This window comes from Mycobacterium sp., from assembly GCF_036490025.1.
Taxonomy (GTDB): Bacteria; Actinomycetota; Actinomycetes; order Mycobacteriales; family Mycobacteriaceae; genus Mycobacterium.
On sequence record NZ_DASXEP010000030.1, the window covers coordinates 1 to 19,167 of the forward strand.

Genomic DNA, 19,167 nt, shown 5'->3' on the forward strand with positions numbered 1-19,167 from the left:
CCTCAGCCGCTACGCCGCCGATCTGTCACGGGTGACCGACGTTTCGGCGGTGTCGGCGCCGACCGGAACCTTCGTCCACGGCAACCTGGTAGGACCGCCGTCGGCGGCCACCGGGATGGCCCAAGGCAGCGCGTTTCTGACCATCGCCACCACCGCGCCGCTTTTCTCCCAAGCCTCCGACGCCCAGCTCGACCGGCTGCACGCCGTGCCCGGCCCGGCGGGCCAGTCGGTACAGATGGCCGGGCTGGCCCAGATCAACCGCGACAGCGTGGACGCGATCACCAGTCGGCTGCCGGTGGTGTTGGGCCTCATCGCCATCATCGCCTTTGTGCTGCTGTTCTTGCTCACCGGTAGCGTGTTGCTTCCGCTAAAGGCATTGGTGTGCAACGTCTTATCGCTGACCGCAGCGTTCGGTGCGCTGGTGTGGATCTTTCAGGACGGCCATCTCGGCGCGATGGGCACCACGCAGACCGGCACGCTGGTGGCCAACATCCCGGTGCTGTTGTTCTGTGTCGCCTTCGGCCTGTCCATGGATTACGAAGTGTTCCTGGTCTCCAGGATTCGCGAGTACTGGTTGACTGCGACCGCGTCGCGACCCGCCACGGCGGACAACAAGACCAAACGCGACGACAACGACGAGAGCGTGGCGCTCGGCCTGGCGCGCACCGGCCGGGTGGTTACTGCCGCGGCGTTGGTGATGTCGATTTCGTTTGCCGCGTTGATCGCCGCACAAGTGTCCTTCATGCGGATGTTCGGTCTCGGCCTGACCCTGGCGGTCTTGGCCGACGCGACGTTGGTGCGGATGGTTCTGGTGCCGGCGTTCATGCACGTTCTGGGCCGATGGGGTTGGTGGGCGCCCAAACCGCTGACCTGGCTGCACGACCGGTTCGGGATCAGCGAATCGCACTCCGCGACGATTCCCTTGACAGCCGATCCCGTGGGCGGACGGCACCGGCGGGCCAGCGGGGATCACGTCACATCCGCCGCACCCAGCGTGGCGTGTACAGCCGCGACGGTCGCCGATGGTGGCTAGCCCGGCTCAACCTGCAGCGGACAATCTTCGCCGGCGGCGTGCCCCGCGTGGATCCGGAGATCTGCTGCGCGACGAAATCCTGGGCGCTGCAACCCAACTCCTGCTGGAAACCGGGCACGCCAAGGCGGTGTCGATCCGCTCGGTGGCCGAAGCCGTGGGTGTGACGCCACCGTCGATCTACCTGCATTTCCACGACAAGGATGCACTTCTGGATGCGGTGTGCGCGGGTTACTTCGAGAAACTCGATGAGGAGATGCAGCGGGTATCTGCACTGCAGTCGTGCGCCGTGGACGTGCTGCGGGCGCAGGGGTTGGCCTACGTGCGGTTCGCCACCAGAAACCCTGAGCTCTACCGGATCGCGACGATGGGCGAGTGGAGATCGGGCAGCAATGTCGATGCCGCACTGGCGAGTTCGGCCTTCGAGCACATGTGCGCGACCGTGCGGACGCTGATGGAGGAGGACGTGTTCCCGCGGGGCGACGCGGCCGCGGTCGCCCTAGAACTGTGGAGTGCCGCGCACGGCGTGGCCTCGCTGCTGATTGCCAAGCCGCACCTGCCGTTCGGCGATGCCGAAGCATTCACCGACCGGGTGCTGCGTGCCCTCTTCTCGGGGAATATGGTGACCGGACTGGTCGGCGCCGATGCCACACCCGAACAGGTGGTGCAACGCTTGAGGGCGTTGCGGTCTTCGGTGCAAGGATCTCCCTAGTAACCGTTTCGAAAGGCCGGCAGCCATGACGTCATCGACCGCGGACACCGTCTCCCATCCGTTCTTCGCCCGGATATGGCCCACCATCGCCGCACACGAGACCGAACAGATGCGGGAATCTCGCCGGGAGAACCTGGCCGGCTTGTCGGGCCGGGTGCTCGAGGTCGGCGCGGGCACCGGGACCAACTTTGCGTTCTACCCTGATTCCGTCGAACGCGTCGTTGCGATCGAACCCGAGCAACGGCTGGTGGGGATGGCCCGGGATGCGGCCGCCGCCGCGCAGATTCCGATCGAGGTCACCAATCGAACGGCAGAGAGTTTCTTGGCTGAGGAGCAGTTTGACGCGGTGGTGTGCTCGCTGGTGCTGTGCTCGGTAGCCGAACCCGATCTGGTTCTGCGGCAACTGCTTTCGCTGCTACGACCGGGCGGCGAGCTGCGTTATCTGGAGCACGTTGCCAGCGGGGGAATTCGCGGACGGTTCCAGCACTTTGTCGACGCGACGGGGATTTGGCCGAGGCTGGCGGGCAACTGCCACGCCCACCGCCACACCGAGAGCGCGATTCGCGCTGCCGGATTCGACGTTGCCCGGACCCGGACCGAGCATGCGCTGCCGGCGTGGGTGCCGCTGCCGGTGTCGGAGTTCGTGCTGGGCCGAGCGCGACGCCCGGCCTAATTCAGTAGCGCGGGCAGTCGCTGCAGCAATGTCGGAAGGGCCGTGCTGGCCGACTCGCGCACAGTGATCGTGGCGTTGCTCGACAGGGGTGTTGGCTCCGGATTGACCTCGACGATGATCGCTCCGCGGGCCAGCGCCAGCTCGGGCAGGCTCGCCGCCGGGTAGACAATGCTCGAGGTGCCCACTACGACCAGCAGGTCGGCGGCGCTTGTCGCTTCGACCGCGTGCTGCCAGGGGCCCTCGGGCAATGCCTCGCCGAACCACACGATGTCAGGGCGGATCAGGCCACCGCAATCGCAGCTCGGTGGCTCGACTTCCAAGGCGGGCTCCCGCATTTCCGGAAGCTCACCGGAGTAGGGCAGACTGCAAGCCGCACAGCGGAATTCAAACAAGCTGCCGTGTAGGTGGTGCACCGGCGAGCTGCCCGCACGCTCGTGCAAGTCGTCGACGTTCTGGGTGACGACGCTGACCTCCGCGTGGTCCTGCCAGGCGGCGACAGCGCGATGGCCGGGGTTGGGTTCGACGGTGCCGACCAGGTAATGACGCCAGAGATACCAGCCCCACACCCGTTCGGGATTGTTCAACCAACCTTGAACACTGGACAACTCGTAGGGGTCGAACTTGGCCCACAGGCCGTTCTTGTCGTCGCGGAACGTCGGCACGCCGCTCTCCGCGGAGATCCCCGCGCCGGACAGCACCGTGATACGCACTCCACCAAGATAGCCCGGCGACAATGCAGAGCGCGTAGCGCGATGAGGAGGAGCCGGGCAGTGAATCTAGCGGGACTGCGGGATACTGAGCGGGTGGAGTTGGGGGAGTGGCTGCGGGTTGACGGGCGGGCGGATAGACCGCTGTTCGATCAGCTCCGCAACCAGATCATCGAGGCCATCCGGGCCGGCACGTTGCCGGCCGGGGCGCGGCTGCCGACGGTACGTGAACTGGCCGGCGAACTGGGCCTGGCCGTCAACACCGTGGCCCGGGCATACCGGGAGCTGGAGACCGCCGGCATCGTCGAAACCCGCGGTCGCTTCGGCACTTTCGTCGCTCGAGTCGACCCGTCGGATACCGCGATGGCGGCTGCGGCACGGACTTATCTCGACGTCGCGCGCGGACTGGGACTCGGCAAGGCCGAGGCGCTGCGCTACCTCGAGGATTTCGCGGACGACTGAGTCGCCAGGACTTTGACCAGCGTGCGCAGGTTGCGGGTCGTCGTCGACGACTTGTAGCGCTTCTTGCCCATCGTTTTGCCGATCGTGCTGTCCAGCGTGTGATTCTTGGCCACCTGCCAATAGATCACTCCCGCGGGCCTGGGTCCGCGCGCGATCTTCTCGTCGGCTGCTGCTTCGCTGGACAGCGCGGCGAGTTCGTCGAGCACATCGGCATCGCTGACAAACGTGATGTAGGAGTGGTATCCGTCCACCTCGGCCTCGAACGGATACCCGTCGACGATCGAACGCAACTTCGTGATCGGGTAGACCAGCACCCAGGCGTCGTAACCGAATTGCTTTCGCAGCGCCTTCTCGGCGGCCGCGCGCACCGCATCGGCGGCCTTGGGTGAATCCAACGTCACGTTTCCGGTAGCCAGAATCGTGCGGACCTCATCGAGTCCTGCGCCGGTCAACGCGGCCGCTACGTCAGCCATCTTCAGGTTGACACCGCCGACGTTGACGCCGCGCAGGAACGCCGCGTACTGGGTCATGAGCGCGATCGTAGCCACGCCGTCGCCCAGTCACGGCGTGATCTCCTGGGTAGGCTTGCGACATGGGGCGCCACGTGTTCGACGACAAGCTGCTGGCCGTGATCGCGGATAACTCTCTCGGCGTGCTGGCCACTCTCAAGCGGGACGGACGCCCGCAGCTGTCCAACGTCTCGTATCACTTCGACGCCCGCAATGTCGCCATTCAGGTGTCGATCACCGAGCCGCGGGCCAAGACCCGCAACCTGCGTCGCGATCCGCGGGCGTCGCTGCTGGTCAGCTCCGACGACGGCTGGTCGTATGCGGTTGCTGAGGGCACCGCGACGTTGACCCCGCCTGCTGGCGCGCCCGACGACGACACCGTCGAAGCGCTGATCACCTTGTACCGCAACATCGCCGGTGAACACCCGGACTGGGACGACTACCGGCAGGCGATGATCACCGACCGTCGCGTTGTGCTGACCCTGCCGATAGCGCACGTCTACGGGATGCCGCCGGGCGTGCGGTGAACCCCGCTGAACCGCGGCGGGCACGCTAGGCTGCGGGCTATGACTGGATCGAAGTCGGGGGCCGAGTCATCGGAGGACGACAACAAGCGCAAGTTTCGGGAAGCGCTCGAGCGTAAGAACGCAAAGTCATCGGGCGGAGCCGACCACAAGGACGGCGGCGGCGCCAAAGGACCACGCTCACACGGCCCGGTGGAGAACCGCCGGGAGTTTCGCCGCAAGAGCGGTTAGCCCCTAGCTGGCCTTTCGTCGGCGTTCGCGATCCCGAAAAATGCTGCCGGAACGATGAATTCGATCGCGGTGAGCACTTCCTGGAACCAGTGCGGCCGACCCTTGTTGACCAGTGAGATCACCCGTCCGACGGCGCTGACCAACATCAGGCCCGCCAGTAGGCGTATCTCCCGGGCCCGGATCGGCGATTTTCGGGCGGCCCCTAACCAGGCCAACCCGTAGCCGGCGAAATAGGCGGAGTAGAACCGCTCGCGTGAATCGACCGTCGCGTTGGCGTCCGCCGCACCGGGCACTGACGCGGTGCCGAGAACGAAGTGGTAGATCCCGATCACGATGCAGGTCAGCCCGGTGAACCCGGCCAGGTTCTTCAGGTGCCGACCGGTGAGGGCAGGTGTGTCGACCATTGCGCCACCGTAACTCGTCATGGCCAAGCCGAGCCCGCGTGTCGCACAACCCGGTCATCGCGGCGTCGATCTTCCGCGCCGGGAGCCGGCAGTGCCGAATGGTCGGGGGACTACAGTCGGCCTATGTCCGTGAAGCTCTGCCTGGCGCAGGAGCCGGAGGCCGATGCGCTGCTGTCGGAGAACCCATTCGCTTTACTCGTCGGCATGTTGCTCGACCAGCAGGTCCCCATGGAGACCGCATTCTCCGGACCCAAGAAGATCGCCGACCGGATGAGCGGTTTCGACGCCGCCGAGATCGCCGACTACGACCCGGACAAGTTTGCCGACCTGTGCTCGGAAAGGCCTGCGATACATCGCTTTCCGGGATCGATGGCCAAGCGGATCCAGGCGCTGGCGCAAATCGTCGTCGATCGCTACGACGGCGACGCCGCGGGGTTGTGGACCGTCGGTGATCCCGACGGCGCCGAGTTGCTGCGACGCCTCAAGGACCTACCCGGGTTCGGCGAGCAGAAGGCGCGGATATTCCTGGCCTTGCTCGGCAAGCAGTACGCGGTGACTCCCAAGGGTTGGCGGAGCGCCGCGGGCGAATTCGGCAAGGCCGGCACGCACCTGTCGGTCGCCGACATCGCCGATGCGGGTTCGCTGGACAAGGTCCGTTCGTACAAGAAGCAGATGAAGGCTGAAAAGTCGGCACGACAGAAATGAACCGAAAGGTGGCAACGTGAAGACACATCTGAACTGTCCGTGTGGTGAGGCGATCACCGGCAAAGACGAAGATGAATTGGTCGATCTGACCCAGGCCCACCTGGCCAGCGCGCATCCCGGTCTGGAGTACGACCGGGACGCGATCCTATTTATGGCGTATTAGCTGTACTGACGGCAGATCAGACTGGGCTCAGGGCACCACTGTCGAGCCGATGGTGGGCATGAACTGGCACTGCTTGTCCTTGGTCGTGACCTGCCCGAAGACCGTCGACATGATGCTGCCCGATCCGGTGTCGACGGTGGCGGTCAGCGTGGTCGGCCCCTGCGGGTTGATGTCCGGCTGCGGCTTGAGCGTCGCGCTGCCCGACTTGCCGGTGGTGAGGTTCACCCAGGTGACGTTGAGCGGCAGCTTCTGCACCTCGGCGGGTCCCGATGTACCGATCGCGGTGAATACATAGGCCGTCTGACCGGCGTTGGGACCCGGCGCCGGGATCTTGGCCGGTCCGGCCACCGACAGCACAGGCGCCAGCACGTTGCCGCCATCGGTCCCGCAGTTATTGCTGATCGACGGGTACATGAAGTCCTGCGTGGGCGGGGCGTCCGGGCTGAAGCCCGGCGTCGCAGCCTCGGGGGCGGGCGCCGGTGCGGCCGGAGCCGGCCCGGCGGGCGGTGCAGCCGCGGCCACCGGGACGGCGTTGGCGGGTGCCGGTGCGGCCGCGGGCGCAGGACCCGCCGCGTGCACGGGGTCGATACCGGTCGGCAGATGCGCCTGCGCACCCGGTTCCACACCCGGCGGGACGACATGGGCCGTCGAGGCGGCTTCGGGTGCCTGGACGAACTGGTTCACCGACGCCGCAACGTTTTTCGACTCATCGGGCGCCGACGGGCTTTGACTGAATGCCTGCGCCGCCGCCATCAGCAGCTGGGTGGCCTGCTCGGGGTTTCCGGCGGCCTGTTGGATGATCGGGCTCAGCTCGCTCAACGCCGGCAGTCCCGGCAGCTGTTGAGCGGGGATCGGCGCGGGCGGGGCCGGGTCGGCTGTCGCGGCAGGGGACAGTGCCACTGCGGCGCTGGATGCGATAGCCGCGGCGGCGAAGGTGCTGATCAGATTTCGTGCGATGAACATGGTGTCCTCCCAGTCGTCGATGTTGGTGGCCGGCTAGCGCGGTGGCGCTAGCCGGCCGGGGCGGGGCGCGTCAGGGCAGGGCGGAAACCGGGAACAGCAGCGGGTTTGGCGTCGCGACAGGTGCCACCGGTGCGGCAAGGCCCGGCAGGGACGCCGCCGGTGCGGCAACGGCCGGTAGGCCTGCCGCCGAGGCGAGCCCGCTGCTGAGCGGGGATCCCCCGCCGATCAGCGAGGTCAGGTCGCCGGGCAGCGACACCTGCTGCGGCAGCGGGAACGGCAGCCCCGGTATCTGCGGCAGGTTGAGCTGCGCCTGGGGCAGCATCCCCGCGGGGCCGGTCGCCGGTGCGGCCGCAGCCGGAACGGTCGACGTCAACCCGGGGATGCCGGTCGTCGGCGCGGTCGCGGCAGGCACCGACGGCGTCAACCCTGGAATCCCCAGTGCGGGCGAGGAACTCGTCGTCGGAGCGGTGGCCCCGGGAATCAGCGACGTAGCTCCCGGAAGCGCGGAGCCGGCCCCCGGCACCGCAGGCGTCGTCTGCGGCATCTTGATCGAGGCGCTGGCCAACGGCGGCGGGGTGGCAGGCTGTCCGCCCAGCGCCCCCGCGACGTTCTGCAGCACCTGGGGTGCGCCGGCCGCCGAAGTGACCAGCTGTTCCCCGATGTTGGGTGTGGGCGCCGGTGCCGGGTCGGCATGGGCTGTGCCCATCAAGCCACCCATGAGCAACGCTGCCGATGAGCCCGCCACGACAGCGGTGGCGCGTAACAAGGTTCGAACGGTTGACATGACTCTCCCTGAATCTCGATGACGGGTCCTCGGGGCCGATGGTTCGCTTGATGTCGAAGTGACTCAAGTGACACGTGTGGCATTTATTCGATCGTTACGGATACGTGTGACGACGGTGACCGAGCGCGCTCGTGACGGGAACTGCCGTGCGCGTCGGGGCCGACGTTAAAGTCGTTCAGATAGACACCACCTCGGCCGCCCCGGCGGCAGCTACCCACCGCCGGCGCGCGATTTCGATCAACACGCTCGGGCCGGTGCTCCTCGTCGTCAGTGTCGCCGCGCGGTTGGCGTGGACGTATCTGGCGCCCCACGGGGCCAACTTCGTTGACTTGCACGTCTACATCGGCGGTGCCGCCACCATCGACCATCCGGGCAGCCTGTACCGCTACGTCTACGCCGACCAGACGCCGGATTTCCCGTTGCCGTTTACCTACCCGCCGTTCGCCGCGGTCATCTTCTATCCGCTGCACCTGCTGCCGTTCGGCCTTGTCGCGTTCTGCTGGCAGGTCGGGACGATGGCCGCGCTCTACGGGGTGGTTCGGATCAGCCAGCGATTGCTCGGTGCCGGGGCCGGCGAGGGCCACCGGCTGGCAATGCTCTGGACGGCGATCGCGATGTGGCTCGAGCCGCTACGCAGCACGTTCGACTACGGGCAGATCAACGTACTGCTGGCGCTGGCAACGCTGTTGGCGGTCTACAGCACCCGGCGGTGGTGGTCCGGGCTGCTGGTCGGGTTGGCGGCCGGGGTGAAGCTGACTCCGGCGATTGCGGGGCTGTATTTCGTCGGCGCGCGCCGGTGGGGTGCCGCGGTGTTCTCCGCGGTCGTCTTCCTGGCCACCGTCGCGGCATCCGTGTTGGTCGTCGGCGATCAAACCCGTTACTACTTCACCGAATTGATCTTCAAGACCGACCGGGTCGGGCCGATCTGCACGATATTCAACCAGTCCTGGCGAGGCAGTATCTGTCGCATATCCGGCCACGACCCCGGCTACAGCCCGGTGGTGCTGATCGGGATCGCGGTCACCGCAATACTTTCCGTGCTCGCCTGGCGCGTGCTGAGCACCCGAGCCGACCAGCCGGACCGGCTCGGCCGGCTGCTGGTGGTCGAGCTGTTCGGGTTGCTGCTCTCGCCGATTTCCTGGACCCACCACTGGGTTTGGCTGGTGCCGTTGATGATTTGGCTACTGCACGGGCCGCTGTCTGCCCAACGCGGCGCGCGGATTCTCGGCTGGACCTGGCTGGCGCTGACCGTCATCGGCGTGCCCTGGCTGCTCAGCTTCGCCCAGCCGACCATCTGGCAGAACGGCAGACCCTGGTATCAGGCCTGGGGCGGGCTGGTCTATCTGGTCGCAACGCTGGCCACGCTGGCCTGGATCGCGACCCGCGGAAAGCGCACGGCTTAGCGCGCACCGACCTTCCGGAAGTGAAAGTCGCTGTCGCCGAACATCGCATCGATGACCAGGATCCGCTTCAGATAGTGGCCGATCGCCACCTCGTCGGTCATCCCGACACCGCCGTGGATCTGGACCGCGCTTTCGGCGATCGTCCGGCCGAGGCGGCCGACTTGCGCCTTCAACAACGAGATGTCGCGCGGTTGCGCACGGCCCGCTTCAACAATCGCGGTGGTGTAGAGCAATGTCGACCGTGCCTTGAGAAAGGCGATCTTCATGTCGGCGAGGCGGTGCGCCACCGCCTGGAACGTGGCGATCGGCACCCCGAACTGCTGCCGTGATCCGGCATAGGAGGCGGTTGTGTCCAGCAACGCACTCATCGCGCCAACAGCCTCGGCGGACAGCGCGAGTATTGCGTCGGCGATGATCGCGTTGATCGCCACCGCGGCATCGCGCGCAAGTAAAACCGACGGTGTATCGCCGAACGCGCAATTGGCGGCGTTGCGTCCATCGACCGTGCGATAGCTCGTCAGCGATACCCCCGATGCGTCCGGGGTCACCAACACCAGGCCTAATTCGCCCGCTGCGTGATCGGCACCCACCAGGCGCGCCGTCACCACCATCACGTCCGCGCCGCCGCCGCCAAGGACCAACCGCTTCTCGCCATTCAGGAGGTAGCCATCCGGACCGAACGTCGCGGTGGTGGCGATGCGTGCCGGATCGGCGGTTCCGCGTCCCTCCTCGTGGGCGAAGGCACCCAGCGATTCGCCGTCGGTGATCTTCGCCAGCCACTCACGTGAAGTGTCGATCTCCGGTGAAAACGCGAGCGCGCGACCGGCCAGGATGATCGACGAAAGGTAGGGCTCACTCATCAGATGCTCACCGAACACTTCGGAGATGGCGACGACGTCAGTCGACGATCCACCCAGCCCGCCCACCTCCTCGGGGAAGGGAAGCGCCAGCAGCCCGAACTCTCGAAGCTGGTGCCATACTGCGCCCGAGGTTCCTCTTTCGGATCCGATGATCGCCTGCCGCTGGTCGAACGTATAGGACCGGCCAAGGTACTGCGACACGCTGTCGCGCAGCATCGTCTGCTCATCGGAAAAGGTGAAGTCCATCTGTCAGCCCTTGCCCGTCAACGGCAGGCTGCGCGCGATCAGGTCGCGCTGTACCTCGTTGGTGCCCGCATAGATCGTGGTGGCACGCGAGTTCAGATAGAAGGGCATGGCGATCAGGGCAAGCTCGTCACTCAACCCGGGTTGCGAGGAACCGACGGCGAGCGCCTCCTGCTGCAGTGGAAGCGCCTCCAGGCCGGCGACGCGCGTCATCATCACCGAGAGCTGCTGTGTCAACTCGGAGCCCATCGTCTTCTTGACCGAGGGAAATGCCGGGTCGTCGGCGACGGGATGGGCGCTGATCGCAAGCTTCTCGAAATACTCGTAGGACGCGACGTCGGCCTCGACCTGTCCCAGGTCGCGTTGGAAGACCGAATCATCAGCCAGTACACCACCATTCGGTGCGTCGGCCGTGGTGCTAGCCTCGCGGATCAGCCGCAACCGTCGGCGCAGGAACGGACCCTGCGCCGAGCCGCCGCGCTCGTGCTTAAGCAATGCCTTCGCGACCGTCCAGCCGTCGTTCTCCTCGCCAACTCGTCCGGACTGTGGTACTCGAACGTCATCGAAGAACACCTCGCACTGCTCGGGAAAGCCGTCCAGGCCAACGATTGGCCGGATCGTCATGCCCGGATAGTCCGTGCGCTCCAGTAGCAGAAAGGTGATGCCGCGCTGCTGCTTTCCTTCCCGACTGGTGCGCACCAGCATGAACATCCGGTTGGACCGGTGGGCCAGTGTCGTCCAGATCTTGCTTCCGTTGATGACGTAGTCGTCGCCGTCGGCGACCGCGGTGCAGCTGAGCGACGCGAGATCCGAACCGGAGTTGGGTTCGGAATAGCCTTGCGTCCAATAGTCCTCGGCCGCAAGAATTCTCGGCAGGTACTTGGCCTGCTGCTGCGGCGTGCCCAGTTCCATCAGGAGTGGGCCCACCATCTGAAGACAGTTCGGCAGCAGTGGCGGCAGGTCACGCGCGCAGTACTCCTCAGCGAAAATGAACCGTTGTTCGACCGACCAGCCGGGTCCGCCGAACTCGACGGGCCAGCCCGGGGCCGCCCAGCCCTGCCGATGCAAGATGGCTTGCCATTGCATGACCTCGTCGAACGGGGCGAAGGCACTGGTCGTCTTGCGACCGGCCTCGCGGATCGCCGGCGTCGGCGCGGTATCCAGAAAGGCCGCCACCTCCTCACGGAAGGCGTCGAGTTCGGGCGCGAAGTCGATGTGCATAGGATCAGCCGCGCTTGCCGGAGAAAGCGACCATGCCGACACCGTCTGCTCTCTTCAAGTCGACGACGTGGCGGCGGAGTTCGGCGAACATTTCCACCGTCACAACGTTCAACTTTTCGGGGCGGTTGAGGGTGAGCCGAGTCCACCCACCGAAATCCTCACACTGCACCAATGCGTCCATTCGGATCCTTCTCCGTAATCATGCGACGATCACCGCGCTATGCCGCGGGAAGCCAGCTACCCCGGTAAGAACGACCATCCGGGTGTAAACAGTGACCGCGAACGCAGCTATGAATCGCCGTTTCTTGACACCCGTCTAGTTTGATCGACTGAACTATAGGCACCCGGCAGTGTCAAGGCTGCGGCGCTCATTGCGGAGCCCGGGGTTCGTAGCGTGCTCCTGTGCATGTATTCCCCGGCTTCTTCGAAGAGGAGCAGCCGGTGGCCGGGATAGCCGGTGTGGAAGCCGCCGTACGCCGGTGTCTGCGAGGGTGCGACACGCCCTCGTCGTCGCATCACCCGGCGGGGCGAAACGCGTCCTTGTTGCGCAGGCACCAGTCCGCGAAAGTGCGCGGCGGACGCCCCAGCAGCGATTCCACAGTGTCGGTGCGAAACCCGGTCGTGTCCCGCCGCATCAGTTCCAGCCCTTCGATGAGCGCCGCGGCGAGCGCCGCCGGCGCTCCGTCGGGATACCGGGAGCGCACGGACTCCTCGGACGTGACGGCGAGCTGGACCTCGATCGGGTGGCCGATCGAGGCCGCGATGATCGCGACCTGTTCGGCGATCGTGAAGGTCTCCGCACCGGTGAGGTAGTACTCCCGGCCTTGGTGGCCGTCGTCGGTCAGCACCACGGCGGCCACGGCCGCGATGTCGGCCGGGTCGATCGGGGCGTAGCGGCCGGGGCCGGTGGGATCGACGACACCGCGGCCGGTGCGGATGGGCTCCGCCCATTCCAGCGCGTTGGTCATAAAGCCACCCGGCCGCAGGATGGTGCAGGATATACCGGAGGCCTTGACTATCGCTTCCCGTTCCAGATGCCAGCGTCCCATCGCGGGCACCGGGTCGCCCATGACGTTGTATGAGGACAACAGCACGATGTGTCGGACATCGGCCGTCGTGGCCGCCCGGACCATGGCGCGGACGTGGGCGCTCCCGATTCCTGGAACGAGCAGGAACAGGCGGTCGACCCCGGCGAGCGCGGGCCCCAACGTGGCGGGATCGTCCAGGTCCCCGATTATCCGTTGCGCCGAATCTGACAGGTCGGCCGCACGTTCTGGATCGCGGACGAGGATCCGGAACTTGACGCCCTTGGCGTCGAGTTCCCGAACGAGTTCCCTGCCGATGCGTCCGGTGGCTCCCGTGACAAGTATCATCGCATCTCCTAGTCATTAGCCGTCAATTGATAAGATAGACGGCTAATGACTAGCCGTCTATCGATTGTTTGGTGTTTCGCTGGCCACCGGGAGGGCTGCGCGTGTCGGAGTTCCTTGACCTACACGGACGGACGTCGAAACTGCTGCGGGCGTTGTCCAATCGGGACGTGCGCAGACACGGCTTGCATTTGGGACAGGATCTGGTGCTGTCCTTGCTGTGGGCTCGGGACGGACAAACGCCGGGAGAGGTGGCCACCGCGCTGAACGTCACCACCCCGACGATCGTGAAGATGACCACGAGAATGGGCACGACGGGCCTGCTCACCCGCGTGCGCGACAGTCGCGACAACCGACTTGTCCGGCTGTGGCTCACCGACAAGGGCCGGTCCTTGCGCGACCCAGTCGAGGCGGACCGGGCGGCGCTGGAGGACGTCGTCACCTCCGACCTCACCGTCGATGAGCGCGTATGCCTCATCGGCGCGCTGACGAAGATCCAAGCCAGGGCTTACCGACTGCTTCACCCGCCCGCCGATACGCCCGGCCGGTCGCGGTCGTGAAATGTGTTGCTCGATATTCGCCAATAGCAATTTATTTGAGCGACACTAGTTCCCGGTGAGGCTAGTCCTCGATGATGGCGTCGATGTCGCGCGCCATCGCCACGTCTTTGTCGGTGATACCACCCTCGGAGTGCGTCACCAATGCGAAAGTCACTGTCCGCCAACGGATATCGATGTCAGGGTGATGATCCTCGGCTTCGGCATGCTCGGCCACCCGGCGCACCGCGTCGATGCCGGCGAGGAACGCCGGAAACTTCACTGATCGACGCAGGGCGCCCTGCTTTCGTTCCCACCCGTTGAGGTCAGGCAGTGCGGCGTCTACTTGTTCATCCGTTAACACAGCCATATTTCAACCGTATACCGTCAGCCGCGATGCTCAACCAGATCGTGGTCGCCGGAGCGATCGTCGCCGAGTCGCTGGCGCTGATTGCACAGCGCACGCGGCCGCCGGAACTGGCCGGCCGCTGGGAGCTGCCGGGCGGCAAGGTCGCCGCGGGTGAGACCGAACCCGGGGCGCTGGCCCGCGAACTTGCCGAGGAACTCGGTGTCGACGTCGCGGTCGGGCCGCGTCTGGGCGACGACGTTGCCCTCAATGCGACGACGACGCTGCGGGCCTACCAAGTCAGGCTGGTTCGCGGCGAACCGCAGCCGCACGATCACGCCGCGTTGCGCTGGGTTTCCGCGGCGGAGCTGCACGACGTCGACTGGGTCCCCGCCGATCGCGGCTTTCTGCTGGCGCTGAGTCGTCTGCTGACCACCGCGACAGAGGTCCCGCGGTAAACGTCACAGCCGCTCAGTTTCGCGATACACGACCTGCACTGAAACAATCACCGGCGTGGATTTCCGAAACGTCGCCATCGTCGCGCACGTCGATCACGGCAAGACGACCTTGGTCGATGCGATGTTGCGGCAATCCGGGGCGCTGACGCATCGCGGCGACGACGCAATCGAGCGCCTGATGGACTCGGGCGACCTGGAGAAGGAAAAGGGCATCACGATCCTGGCGAAGAACACCGCCGTACACCGCCGGCACCCGGATGGCTCGATGACGGTCATCAACGTCATCGACACGCCGGGCCACGCCGACTTCGGCGGCGAGGTGGAGCGGGGCCTGTCCATGGTCGACGGCGTGCTGCTGCTCGTCGACGCCTCCGAGGGCCCACTGCCGCAGACGCGCTTCGTGCTGCGCAAGGCCCTGGGGGCACACCTGCCGGTGATCCTGGTCGTCAACAAGACCGACCGGCCAGACGCCCGCATCGCCGAGGTGGTCTCGGAGAGCCACGACCTGCTGCTCGACGTCGCCTCCGACCTCGACGCCGAGGCCCAGACCGCCGCCGAGGACGCCCTGGGACTGCCGACGCTGTACGCGTCGGGACGGGCGGGCATCGCCAGCACCACCGAACCGGCTAACGGCGAGAACCCCGACGGCACCAACCTGGACCCGCTGTTCGACGTGCTGCTCGAACACATTCCGCCGCCGCAGGGCGACCCGGAGGCGCCGCTGCAGGCGCTGGTGACCAACCTCGACGCTTCGGCGTTCCTCGGTCGACTGGCACTGATCCGGATCTACAAGGGCCGCATCAAAAAGGGCCAGCAGGTGGCCTGGATGCGGGAAGTCGACGGCCATCCGGTCATCACCAACGCCAAGATCACCGAACTGCTGGTGACCGAGGGCGTCGAGCGCACCGCCACCGAGGAGGCCATCGCGGGCGACATCGTCGCGGTGGCGGGCATCCCCGAGATCATGATCGGCGATACGCTCGCCGATCCGGAGCATGCCCACGCCTTGCCGCGCATCACCGTCGACGAGCCCGCCATCTCGGTGACCATCGGCACCAACACGTCGCCTCTTGCGGGCAAGGTGTCCGGGCACAAGCTCACCGCGCGCATGGTCAAGTCTCGGTTGGACTCCGAGCTCGTCGGCAACGTGTCGATCAAGGTCGTCGACATCGACCGGCCGGACGCCTGGGAGGTGCAGGGCCGAGGTGAGCTGGCGCTGGCCGTGCTCGTCGAACAGATGCGTCGCGAGGGCTTCGAGCTGACCGTCGGCAAGCCGCAGGTGGTCACCCAGACTGTCGACGGCAAGCTGCACGAGCCGTTCGAGGCGATGACCATCGACTGCCCCGAGGAGTTCGTCGGCGCGATCACCCAGCTGATGGCCGCCCGCAAGGGCCGCATGGAGGAGATGACCAACCACGCCGCCGGCTGGGTGCGGATGGACTTCATCGTGCCGAGCCGCGGACTCATCGGCTTCCGCACCGACTTCCTGACACTGACCCGCGGCACCGGCATCGCCAACGCCGTGTTCGACGGCTACCGGCCGTGGGCCGGCGAGATCCGGGCGCGGCACACGGGCTCGCTGGTGTCCGACCGCAGCGGGTCGATCACCCCGTTCGCCATGATCCAACTGGGCGATCGCGGCCAGTTCTTCGTCGAACCCGGTGAGGACACCTACGAGGGCCAAGTGGTCGGGATCAACCCCCGCGCCGAGGACCTCGACGTCAACGTGACGCGCGAGAAGAAGCTCACCAACATGCGGTCGTCGACGGCCGACGTGATCGAGACGCTGGCCAGGCCGCTGGAACTCGACCTCGAGCAAGCGATGGAGTTCTGCGGCGCCGACGAGTGCGTCGAGGTCACCCCCGAGGTGGTCAGGGTGCGCAAGGTCGAGCTCACGGCCAGCCTGCGCGCGCGGGCGAAGGCGCGGGCCAAGGCCCGCGGCTAGCGGGTCGGATGGCCGTCGTCGGGCAATCGGATCCCGATACCCTGTTGGGCGTGCCGAAACGAGCCCGCCGGGTCTGCGCGACCACCGGCGTGTTGGTTTGGTTGCTCGCGTTCGCCGGCTGCGCCGTCAGCCCGCCCCCGGCGCCGCAGAGCACCGAGACCTCGCGCAGCACGCCGCCGCCGCCGCAGCGCAAGACGCAGATCATCATGGGCATCGACTCGATCGGCGCCGGCTTCAACCCGCATCTGCTGTCCGACTTGTCCGCGGTCAATGCCGCGATCAGTGCGCTGGTGCTACCCAGCGCGTTTCGTCCGGCGGCCGATCCGGCCACGCCGACGGGATCCCGGTGGGAAATAGACACCACGCTGCTGCAGTCCGCCGAGGTGACCAACGAAAACCCGTTCACGGTGACCTACAAGATCCGGCCGGAGGCGCAGTGGACCGACAACGCCCCGATCGCCGCCGACGACTTCTGGTATCTGTGGCGGCAGATGGTAGGCCAGCCCGGTGTGGTCGATCCGGCCGGTTATGACCTGATCACCGGCGTGCAATCGATCGACGGCGGCAAGCAGGCCGTCGTCACCTTCGCCCGGCCCTACCCGGCATGGCGTGAGTTGTTCAGCAACATCCTTCCGGCCCACATCGTCAAAGACGTGCCGGGCGGTTTCCCGGCCGGCTTGGCTCGCACCCTCTCGGTCACCGGTGGGCAGTTCCGGGTGGAGTCCATCGACCCCCAGCGCGACGAGATCCTGCTGGCCCGCAACGACCGCTACTGGGGACCGCCGGCCAAGCCCGACCTGATCCTGTTCCGCCGGGCCGGGGCGCCCGCCGCGCTGGCCGATTCGGTTCGCAACGGCGACACCCAGGTAGCCCAGGTGCACGGCGGCTCAGCGGTTTTCGCGCAGTTGTCGGCGATCCCGGACGTGCGGACCGCCCGGATCATGACGCCGCGGGTCATGCAGCTCACGCTGCGCGCAAGCGAGTCCAAGCTGGCCGACGGGCAGGTGCGCAAGGCGATCCTGGGGCTGCTCGACGTGGACTTGCTTGCCGCCGTGGGCGCGGGCAGCGACAACACCGTCAGCCTGGCCCAGGCGCAGATACGGTCGCCCAGCGACCCGGGCTACGTGCCGACCGCGCCGCCGGCGCTGACCCGAACGGCGGCGCTGGGGCTGCTGGAAGCGGCGGGCTACCAGATCGACAACGACACCTCGACGCCGGAGACCACCCGCGGACACGTCAGCAAGGACGGCAAGCAGCTATCGCTGGTCATCGGCGTCGCGGCCAACGACCCGACCTCGGTGGCGGTCGCCAACACCGCCGCCGACCAGTTGCGCAACGTCGGCATCGCCGCGACCGTGCTGGCGCTTGACCCGGTGGCGCTGTACCGCGATGCGTTGGTGAACAACCGGGTCGACGCCCTGGTGGGCTGGCGCGAAGCCGGCGGAAACTTGGCGACGCAGTTGGCGTCCCGCTACAGCTGCCCCGCGTTGGAGGCGACCACGGTATCGACCGCGACCGCCCCCACCTTGAAGCCCCCGGCGTCAGCCGGCCCGTCCGGTTCGGCTAAGCCCGCTCCTGCCACCACGCCGACTGCGACGACCTCGACGCCGGCTGCCCGCACACAGGAGCCCGGTGCGTTGGTGCAGGCGCCGTCGAACCTCACCGGTATCTGCGACCGCGGCGTGCAGTCGGACATCGATGCCGCGCTCAACGGCGCCAAGGACATCAACGACGTCGTCAACGCGGTCGAGCCGCGGCTGTGGGATATGTCCACCGTGCTGCCGATCCTGCAGGACACCACGATCGTCGGCGCCGGTCCGAGTGTGCAGAATGTGAGTCTCTCCGGCGCGGTGCCGGTCGGCATCGTCGGCGATGCGGCGCAGTGGGTGAAGACCGCTCAGTGAGCCCGCCGGCAGCCCTCGGTAACGATTCGATATCTGTTAGACAAAAGTTAATGAATCAAGGTCATTAAGGTTGCTCTCAGGTATTGTTCGATACACCGGTTCAGTCACAAGCCGGGCATGTCCCAGCTACTGGAGGCGTCGCGATGCAACGCGACGGATCCTCCGCAGGTTCTTCTGATCGAAGTCCTGCCTCGACCACCCATACGCCAAAGGCGGACCGACCAGGGGGCGGCCCGCCTTTGGCTTTTTTCGGCTTGGCCCACCGCCGGGCGCTGGGCGCTGCCCAACCTGAAAACTAGTGCGCTGCAACAACGGTCATGTGGAATGCGGCAGTACGGTGTCGACGATCTGAGCGAGCTGACGCTTGTTCGGCGGAGCGCCGGTGAGCAGCAGCTGCTGGTTGATCAACGCAGTGCCGACTCTCGCGGTGTACGGCGTCAGCGTGGCGGCATCGATCTCGCCGTTGGCCGCGCCGGCCTGCAGGATCGACTCGGTCATCCGTAACCGAGGTCCGACTACCGCGTCGGCGAAGATCGCGCGCAACTCCGGCTCGTGTAGCAGTTGCTGGATGGTGAACAGGCCGGGGAAGGCGGTCTTGCCCGCGACCAGGTCGCAGTGCGCGCCGAAGAATGCGCCTAAATTCTCCCGCGCCGACCGGTCCGGGCGAGGCTCGGGCAACGGCGGCAACGCGTAGCGCAACGCCGCCTGAACCAGGTCGTGCTTGCTGGACCATCGCCGATACAACGCGGCCTTGCCCGTACGTGCCCGTGCGGCGATCCCTTCCATGGTCAGTCCGCCATAGCCAACAGCAGCCAATTCGGCCAGCGTCGCGTCGTAGAGGGCATCTTCGAGTTGCTTGCCGCGGCGGCGGGTGCGAACCGTTGCCGTCTGCTGTGCCATGCGACGATAGTAGCCAGCAACGTATCTTCAGCCCGAGCGGGGCTTTGCCGAGTCGGCGATTATCTTTGCTGCTCAGTGGTCTATGCCGCGAAATCCTTTGCCGCGCAGCGCCCC

Annotated in this window: 24 protein-coding genes; 13 read left to right on the forward strand and 11 right to left on the reverse strand. The window is 66.5% G+C overall.

Translation table 11 applies throughout. The annotated features are described in order from the left end of the window. The 3 genes from VGG53_RS03645 to VGG53_RS03655 all read left to right on the forward strand — a co-directional run. Positions 1 to 1,033, forward strand: a 1,033-nt coding sequence (locus VGG53_RS03645) for an MMPL family transporter (protein ID WP_331516632.1), incomplete at its 5' end; no start/stop codon positions are given. Beyond that, the gene (locus tag VGG53_RS03650) at positions 1,023 to 1,742 is read left to right on the forward strand and encodes a TetR/AcrR family transcriptional regulator (RefSeq protein WP_331516633.1); all 720 of its coding nucleotides are present in this window, start codon (positions 1,023 to 1,025) and stop codon (positions 1,740 to 1,742) included. The genes VGG53_RS03645 and VGG53_RS03650, both read left to right, overlap by 11 nt. 25 nt (positions 1,743 to 1,767) lie before the next feature. Next, the gene (locus tag VGG53_RS03655) at positions 1,768 to 2,415 is read left to right on the forward strand and encodes a class I SAM-dependent methyltransferase (protein WP_331516634.1); all 648 of its coding nucleotides are present in this window, start codon (positions 1,768 to 1,770) and stop codon (positions 2,413 to 2,415) included. On the opposite strand, the gene VGG53_RS03660 is transcribed toward VGG53_RS03655, so the two are convergent. Beyond that, a complete protein-coding gene (locus tag VGG53_RS03660) occupies positions 2,412 to 3,125 on the reverse strand; it encodes an NAD-dependent deacylase (protein ID WP_331516635.1) in 714 nt (237 codons plus the stop codon). The two genes, VGG53_RS03655 and VGG53_RS03660, sit on opposite strands and share 4 nt — an antisense overlap. 93 nt (positions 3,126 to 3,218) lie before the next feature. On the opposite strand from VGG53_RS03660, the gene VGG53_RS03665 reads away from it, so the two are divergent. Continuing rightward, the gene (locus VGG53_RS03665) at positions 3,219 to 3,584 is read left to right on the forward strand and encodes a GntR family transcriptional regulator (protein WP_331516669.1); all 366 of its coding nucleotides are present in this window, start codon (positions 3,219 to 3,221) and stop codon (positions 3,582 to 3,584) included. Here the strand turns inward: VGG53_RS03665 and VGG53_RS03670 are convergent. After that, positions 3,557 to 4,114, reverse strand: a complete 558-nt coding sequence (locus VGG53_RS03670; protein WP_331516636.1) for a DUF1697 domain-containing protein — start codon at positions 4,112 to 4,114, stop codon at positions 3,557 to 3,559. The two genes, VGG53_RS03665 and VGG53_RS03670, sit on opposite strands and share 28 nt — an antisense overlap. A gap of 62 nt (positions 4,115 to 4,176) precedes the next feature. Here VGG53_RS03670 and VGG53_RS03675 point away from each other — a divergent pair, with 62 nt between their 5' ends. Further along, complete coding sequence (locus VGG53_RS03675) at positions 4,177 to 4,620, forward strand: PPOX class F420-dependent oxidoreductase (RefSeq protein WP_331516637.1); 444 nt, start codon at positions 4,177 to 4,179, stop codon at positions 4,618 to 4,620. A 39-nt stretch (positions 4,621 to 4,659) separates the two neighbouring features. Next, positions 4,660 to 4,848 carry a DUF5302 domain-containing protein gene (locus tag VGG53_RS03680; protein ID WP_331516638.1) on the forward strand — a complete coding sequence of 63 codons (189 nt, stop codon included), beginning with the start codon at positions 4,660 to 4,662 and terminating at the stop codon, positions 4,846 to 4,848. Here the strand turns inward: VGG53_RS03680 and VGG53_RS03685 are convergent. After that, the gene (locus VGG53_RS03685) at positions 4,845 to 5,252 is read right to left on the reverse strand and encodes a DUF4345 domain-containing protein (RefSeq protein ID WP_331516639.1); all 408 of its coding nucleotides are present in this window, start codon (positions 5,250 to 5,252) and stop codon (positions 4,845 to 4,847) included. The genes VGG53_RS03680 and VGG53_RS03685 overlap by 4 nt on opposite strands. Positions 5,253 to 5,375: 123 nt before the next feature. On the opposite strand from VGG53_RS03685, the gene VGG53_RS03690 reads away from it, so the two are divergent. Together VGG53_RS03690 and VGG53_RS03695 are read left to right on the forward strand one after the other, a co-directional pair. Next, positions 5,376 to 5,957 (forward strand): HhH-GPD-type base excision DNA repair protein, encoded by a 582-nt coding sequence (locus VGG53_RS03690; RefSeq protein ID WP_331516640.1) that lies wholly within the window; start codon positions 5,376 to 5,378, stop codon positions 5,955 to 5,957. A gap of 16 nt (positions 5,958 to 5,973) precedes the next feature. Next, the gene (locus VGG53_RS03695; protein WP_067334757.1) at positions 5,974 to 6,120 is read left to right on the forward strand and encodes a DUF1059 domain-containing protein; all 147 of its coding nucleotides are present in this window, start codon (positions 5,974 to 5,976) and stop codon (positions 6,118 to 6,120) included. A gap of 27 nt (positions 6,121 to 6,147) precedes the next feature. Here VGG53_RS03695 and VGG53_RS03700 read toward each other — a convergent pair whose 3' ends face one another. Both VGG53_RS03700 and VGG53_RS03705 read right to left on the reverse strand, forming a co-directional pair. Then, positions 6,148 to 7,083 (reverse strand): hypothetical protein, encoded by a 936-nt coding sequence (locus VGG53_RS03700; RefSeq protein ID WP_331516641.1) that lies wholly within the window; start codon positions 7,081 to 7,083, stop codon positions 6,148 to 6,150. Between the two features lie 70 nt (positions 7,084 to 7,153). After that, the gene (locus VGG53_RS03705) at positions 7,154 to 7,867 is read right to left on the reverse strand and encodes a hypothetical protein (protein WP_331516642.1); all 714 of its coding nucleotides are present in this window, start codon (positions 7,865 to 7,867) and stop codon (positions 7,154 to 7,156) included. 131 nt (positions 7,868 to 7,998) lie between these two features. Here VGG53_RS03705 and VGG53_RS03710 point away from each other — a divergent pair, with 131 nt between their 5' ends. Continuing rightward, positions 7,999 to 9,270: a mannosyltransferase gene (locus tag VGG53_RS03710; protein WP_331516643.1), complete on the forward strand. Its 1,272-nt coding sequence runs from the start codon at positions 7,999 to 8,001 to the stop codon at positions 9,268 to 9,270. Here the strand turns inward: VGG53_RS03710 and VGG53_RS03715 are convergent. The 4 genes from VGG53_RS03715 to VGG53_RS03730 all read right to left on the reverse strand — a co-directional run bounded on the left by VGG53_RS03715 (position 9,267) and on the right by VGG53_RS03730 (position 12,967). After that, the gene (locus tag VGG53_RS03715) at positions 9,267 to 10,376 is read right to left on the reverse strand and encodes an acyl-CoA dehydrogenase family protein (protein ID WP_331516644.1); all 1,110 of its coding nucleotides are present in this window, start codon (positions 10,374 to 10,376) and stop codon (positions 9,267 to 9,269) included. The two genes, VGG53_RS03710 and VGG53_RS03715, sit on opposite strands and share 4 nt — an antisense overlap. Positions 10,377 to 10,379: 3 nt before the next feature. Beyond that, positions 10,380 to 11,594 carry an acyl-CoA dehydrogenase family protein gene (locus tag VGG53_RS03720; RefSeq protein ID WP_331516645.1) on the reverse strand — a complete coding sequence of 405 codons (1,215 nt, stop codon included), beginning with the start codon at positions 11,592 to 11,594 and terminating at the stop codon, positions 10,380 to 10,382. 4 nt (positions 11,595 to 11,598) lie between these two features. Beyond that, positions 11,599 to 11,775 (reverse strand): hypothetical protein, encoded by a 177-nt coding sequence (locus tag VGG53_RS03725; protein ID WP_331516646.1) that lies wholly within the window; start codon positions 11,773 to 11,775, stop codon positions 11,599 to 11,601. Positions 11,776 to 12,109: 334 nt separating this feature from the next. Further along, the gene (locus VGG53_RS03730) at positions 12,110 to 12,967 is read right to left on the reverse strand and encodes an NAD(P)H-binding protein (RefSeq protein ID WP_331516647.1); all 858 of its coding nucleotides are present in this window, start codon (positions 12,965 to 12,967) and stop codon (positions 12,110 to 12,112) included. 101 nt (positions 12,968 to 13,068) lie between these two features. Between VGG53_RS03730 and VGG53_RS03735 the strand changes: the two genes are divergently transcribed. Further along, positions 13,069 to 13,524: a MarR family winged helix-turn-helix transcriptional regulator gene (locus tag VGG53_RS03735; RefSeq protein ID WP_331516648.1), complete on the forward strand. Its 456-nt coding sequence runs from the start codon at positions 13,069 to 13,071 to the stop codon at positions 13,522 to 13,524. Between the two features lie 61 nt (positions 13,525 to 13,585). On the opposite strand, the gene VGG53_RS03740 is transcribed toward VGG53_RS03735, so the two are convergent. Continuing rightward, positions 13,586 to 13,870, reverse strand: coding sequence for a 4a-hydroxytetrahydrobiopterin dehydratase (locus VGG53_RS03740; protein WP_331516649.1), 285 nt, complete (start codon positions 13,868 to 13,870; stop codon positions 13,586 to 13,588). A gap of 26 nt (positions 13,871 to 13,896) precedes the next feature. On the opposite strand from VGG53_RS03740, the gene VGG53_RS03745 reads away from it, so the two are divergent. From VGG53_RS03745 to VGG53_RS03755, 3 genes are read left to right on the forward strand one after another with little or no spacing between them, the layout of a single operon-like run. Beyond that, entirely contained in the window at positions 13,897 to 14,304 is a 408-nt protein-coding gene (locus VGG53_RS03745; RefSeq protein ID WP_331516650.1) for a (deoxy)nucleoside triphosphate pyrophosphohydrolase, read from the forward strand. Positions 14,305 to 14,359: 55 nt separating this feature from the next. Further along, entirely contained in the window at positions 14,360 to 16,249 is a 1,890-nt protein-coding gene (typA, locus tag VGG53_RS03750) for a translational GTPase TypA (protein WP_331516651.1), read from the forward strand. A gap of 44 nt (positions 16,250 to 16,293) precedes the next feature. After that, a complete protein-coding gene (locus tag VGG53_RS03755; RefSeq protein ID WP_331516670.1) occupies positions 16,294 to 18,153 on the forward strand; it encodes an ABC transporter family substrate-binding protein in 1,860 nt (619 codons plus the stop codon). Positions 18,154 to 18,468: 315 nt separating this feature from the next. Here VGG53_RS03755 and VGG53_RS03760 read toward each other — a convergent pair whose 3' ends face one another. Beyond that, positions 18,469 to 19,053 carry a TetR/AcrR family transcriptional regulator gene (locus VGG53_RS03760; RefSeq protein ID WP_331516652.1) on the reverse strand — a complete coding sequence of 195 codons (585 nt, stop codon included), beginning with the start codon at positions 19,051 to 19,053 and terminating at the stop codon, positions 18,469 to 18,471. Between the last annotated feature and the right edge of the window lie 114 nt (positions 19,054 to 19,167).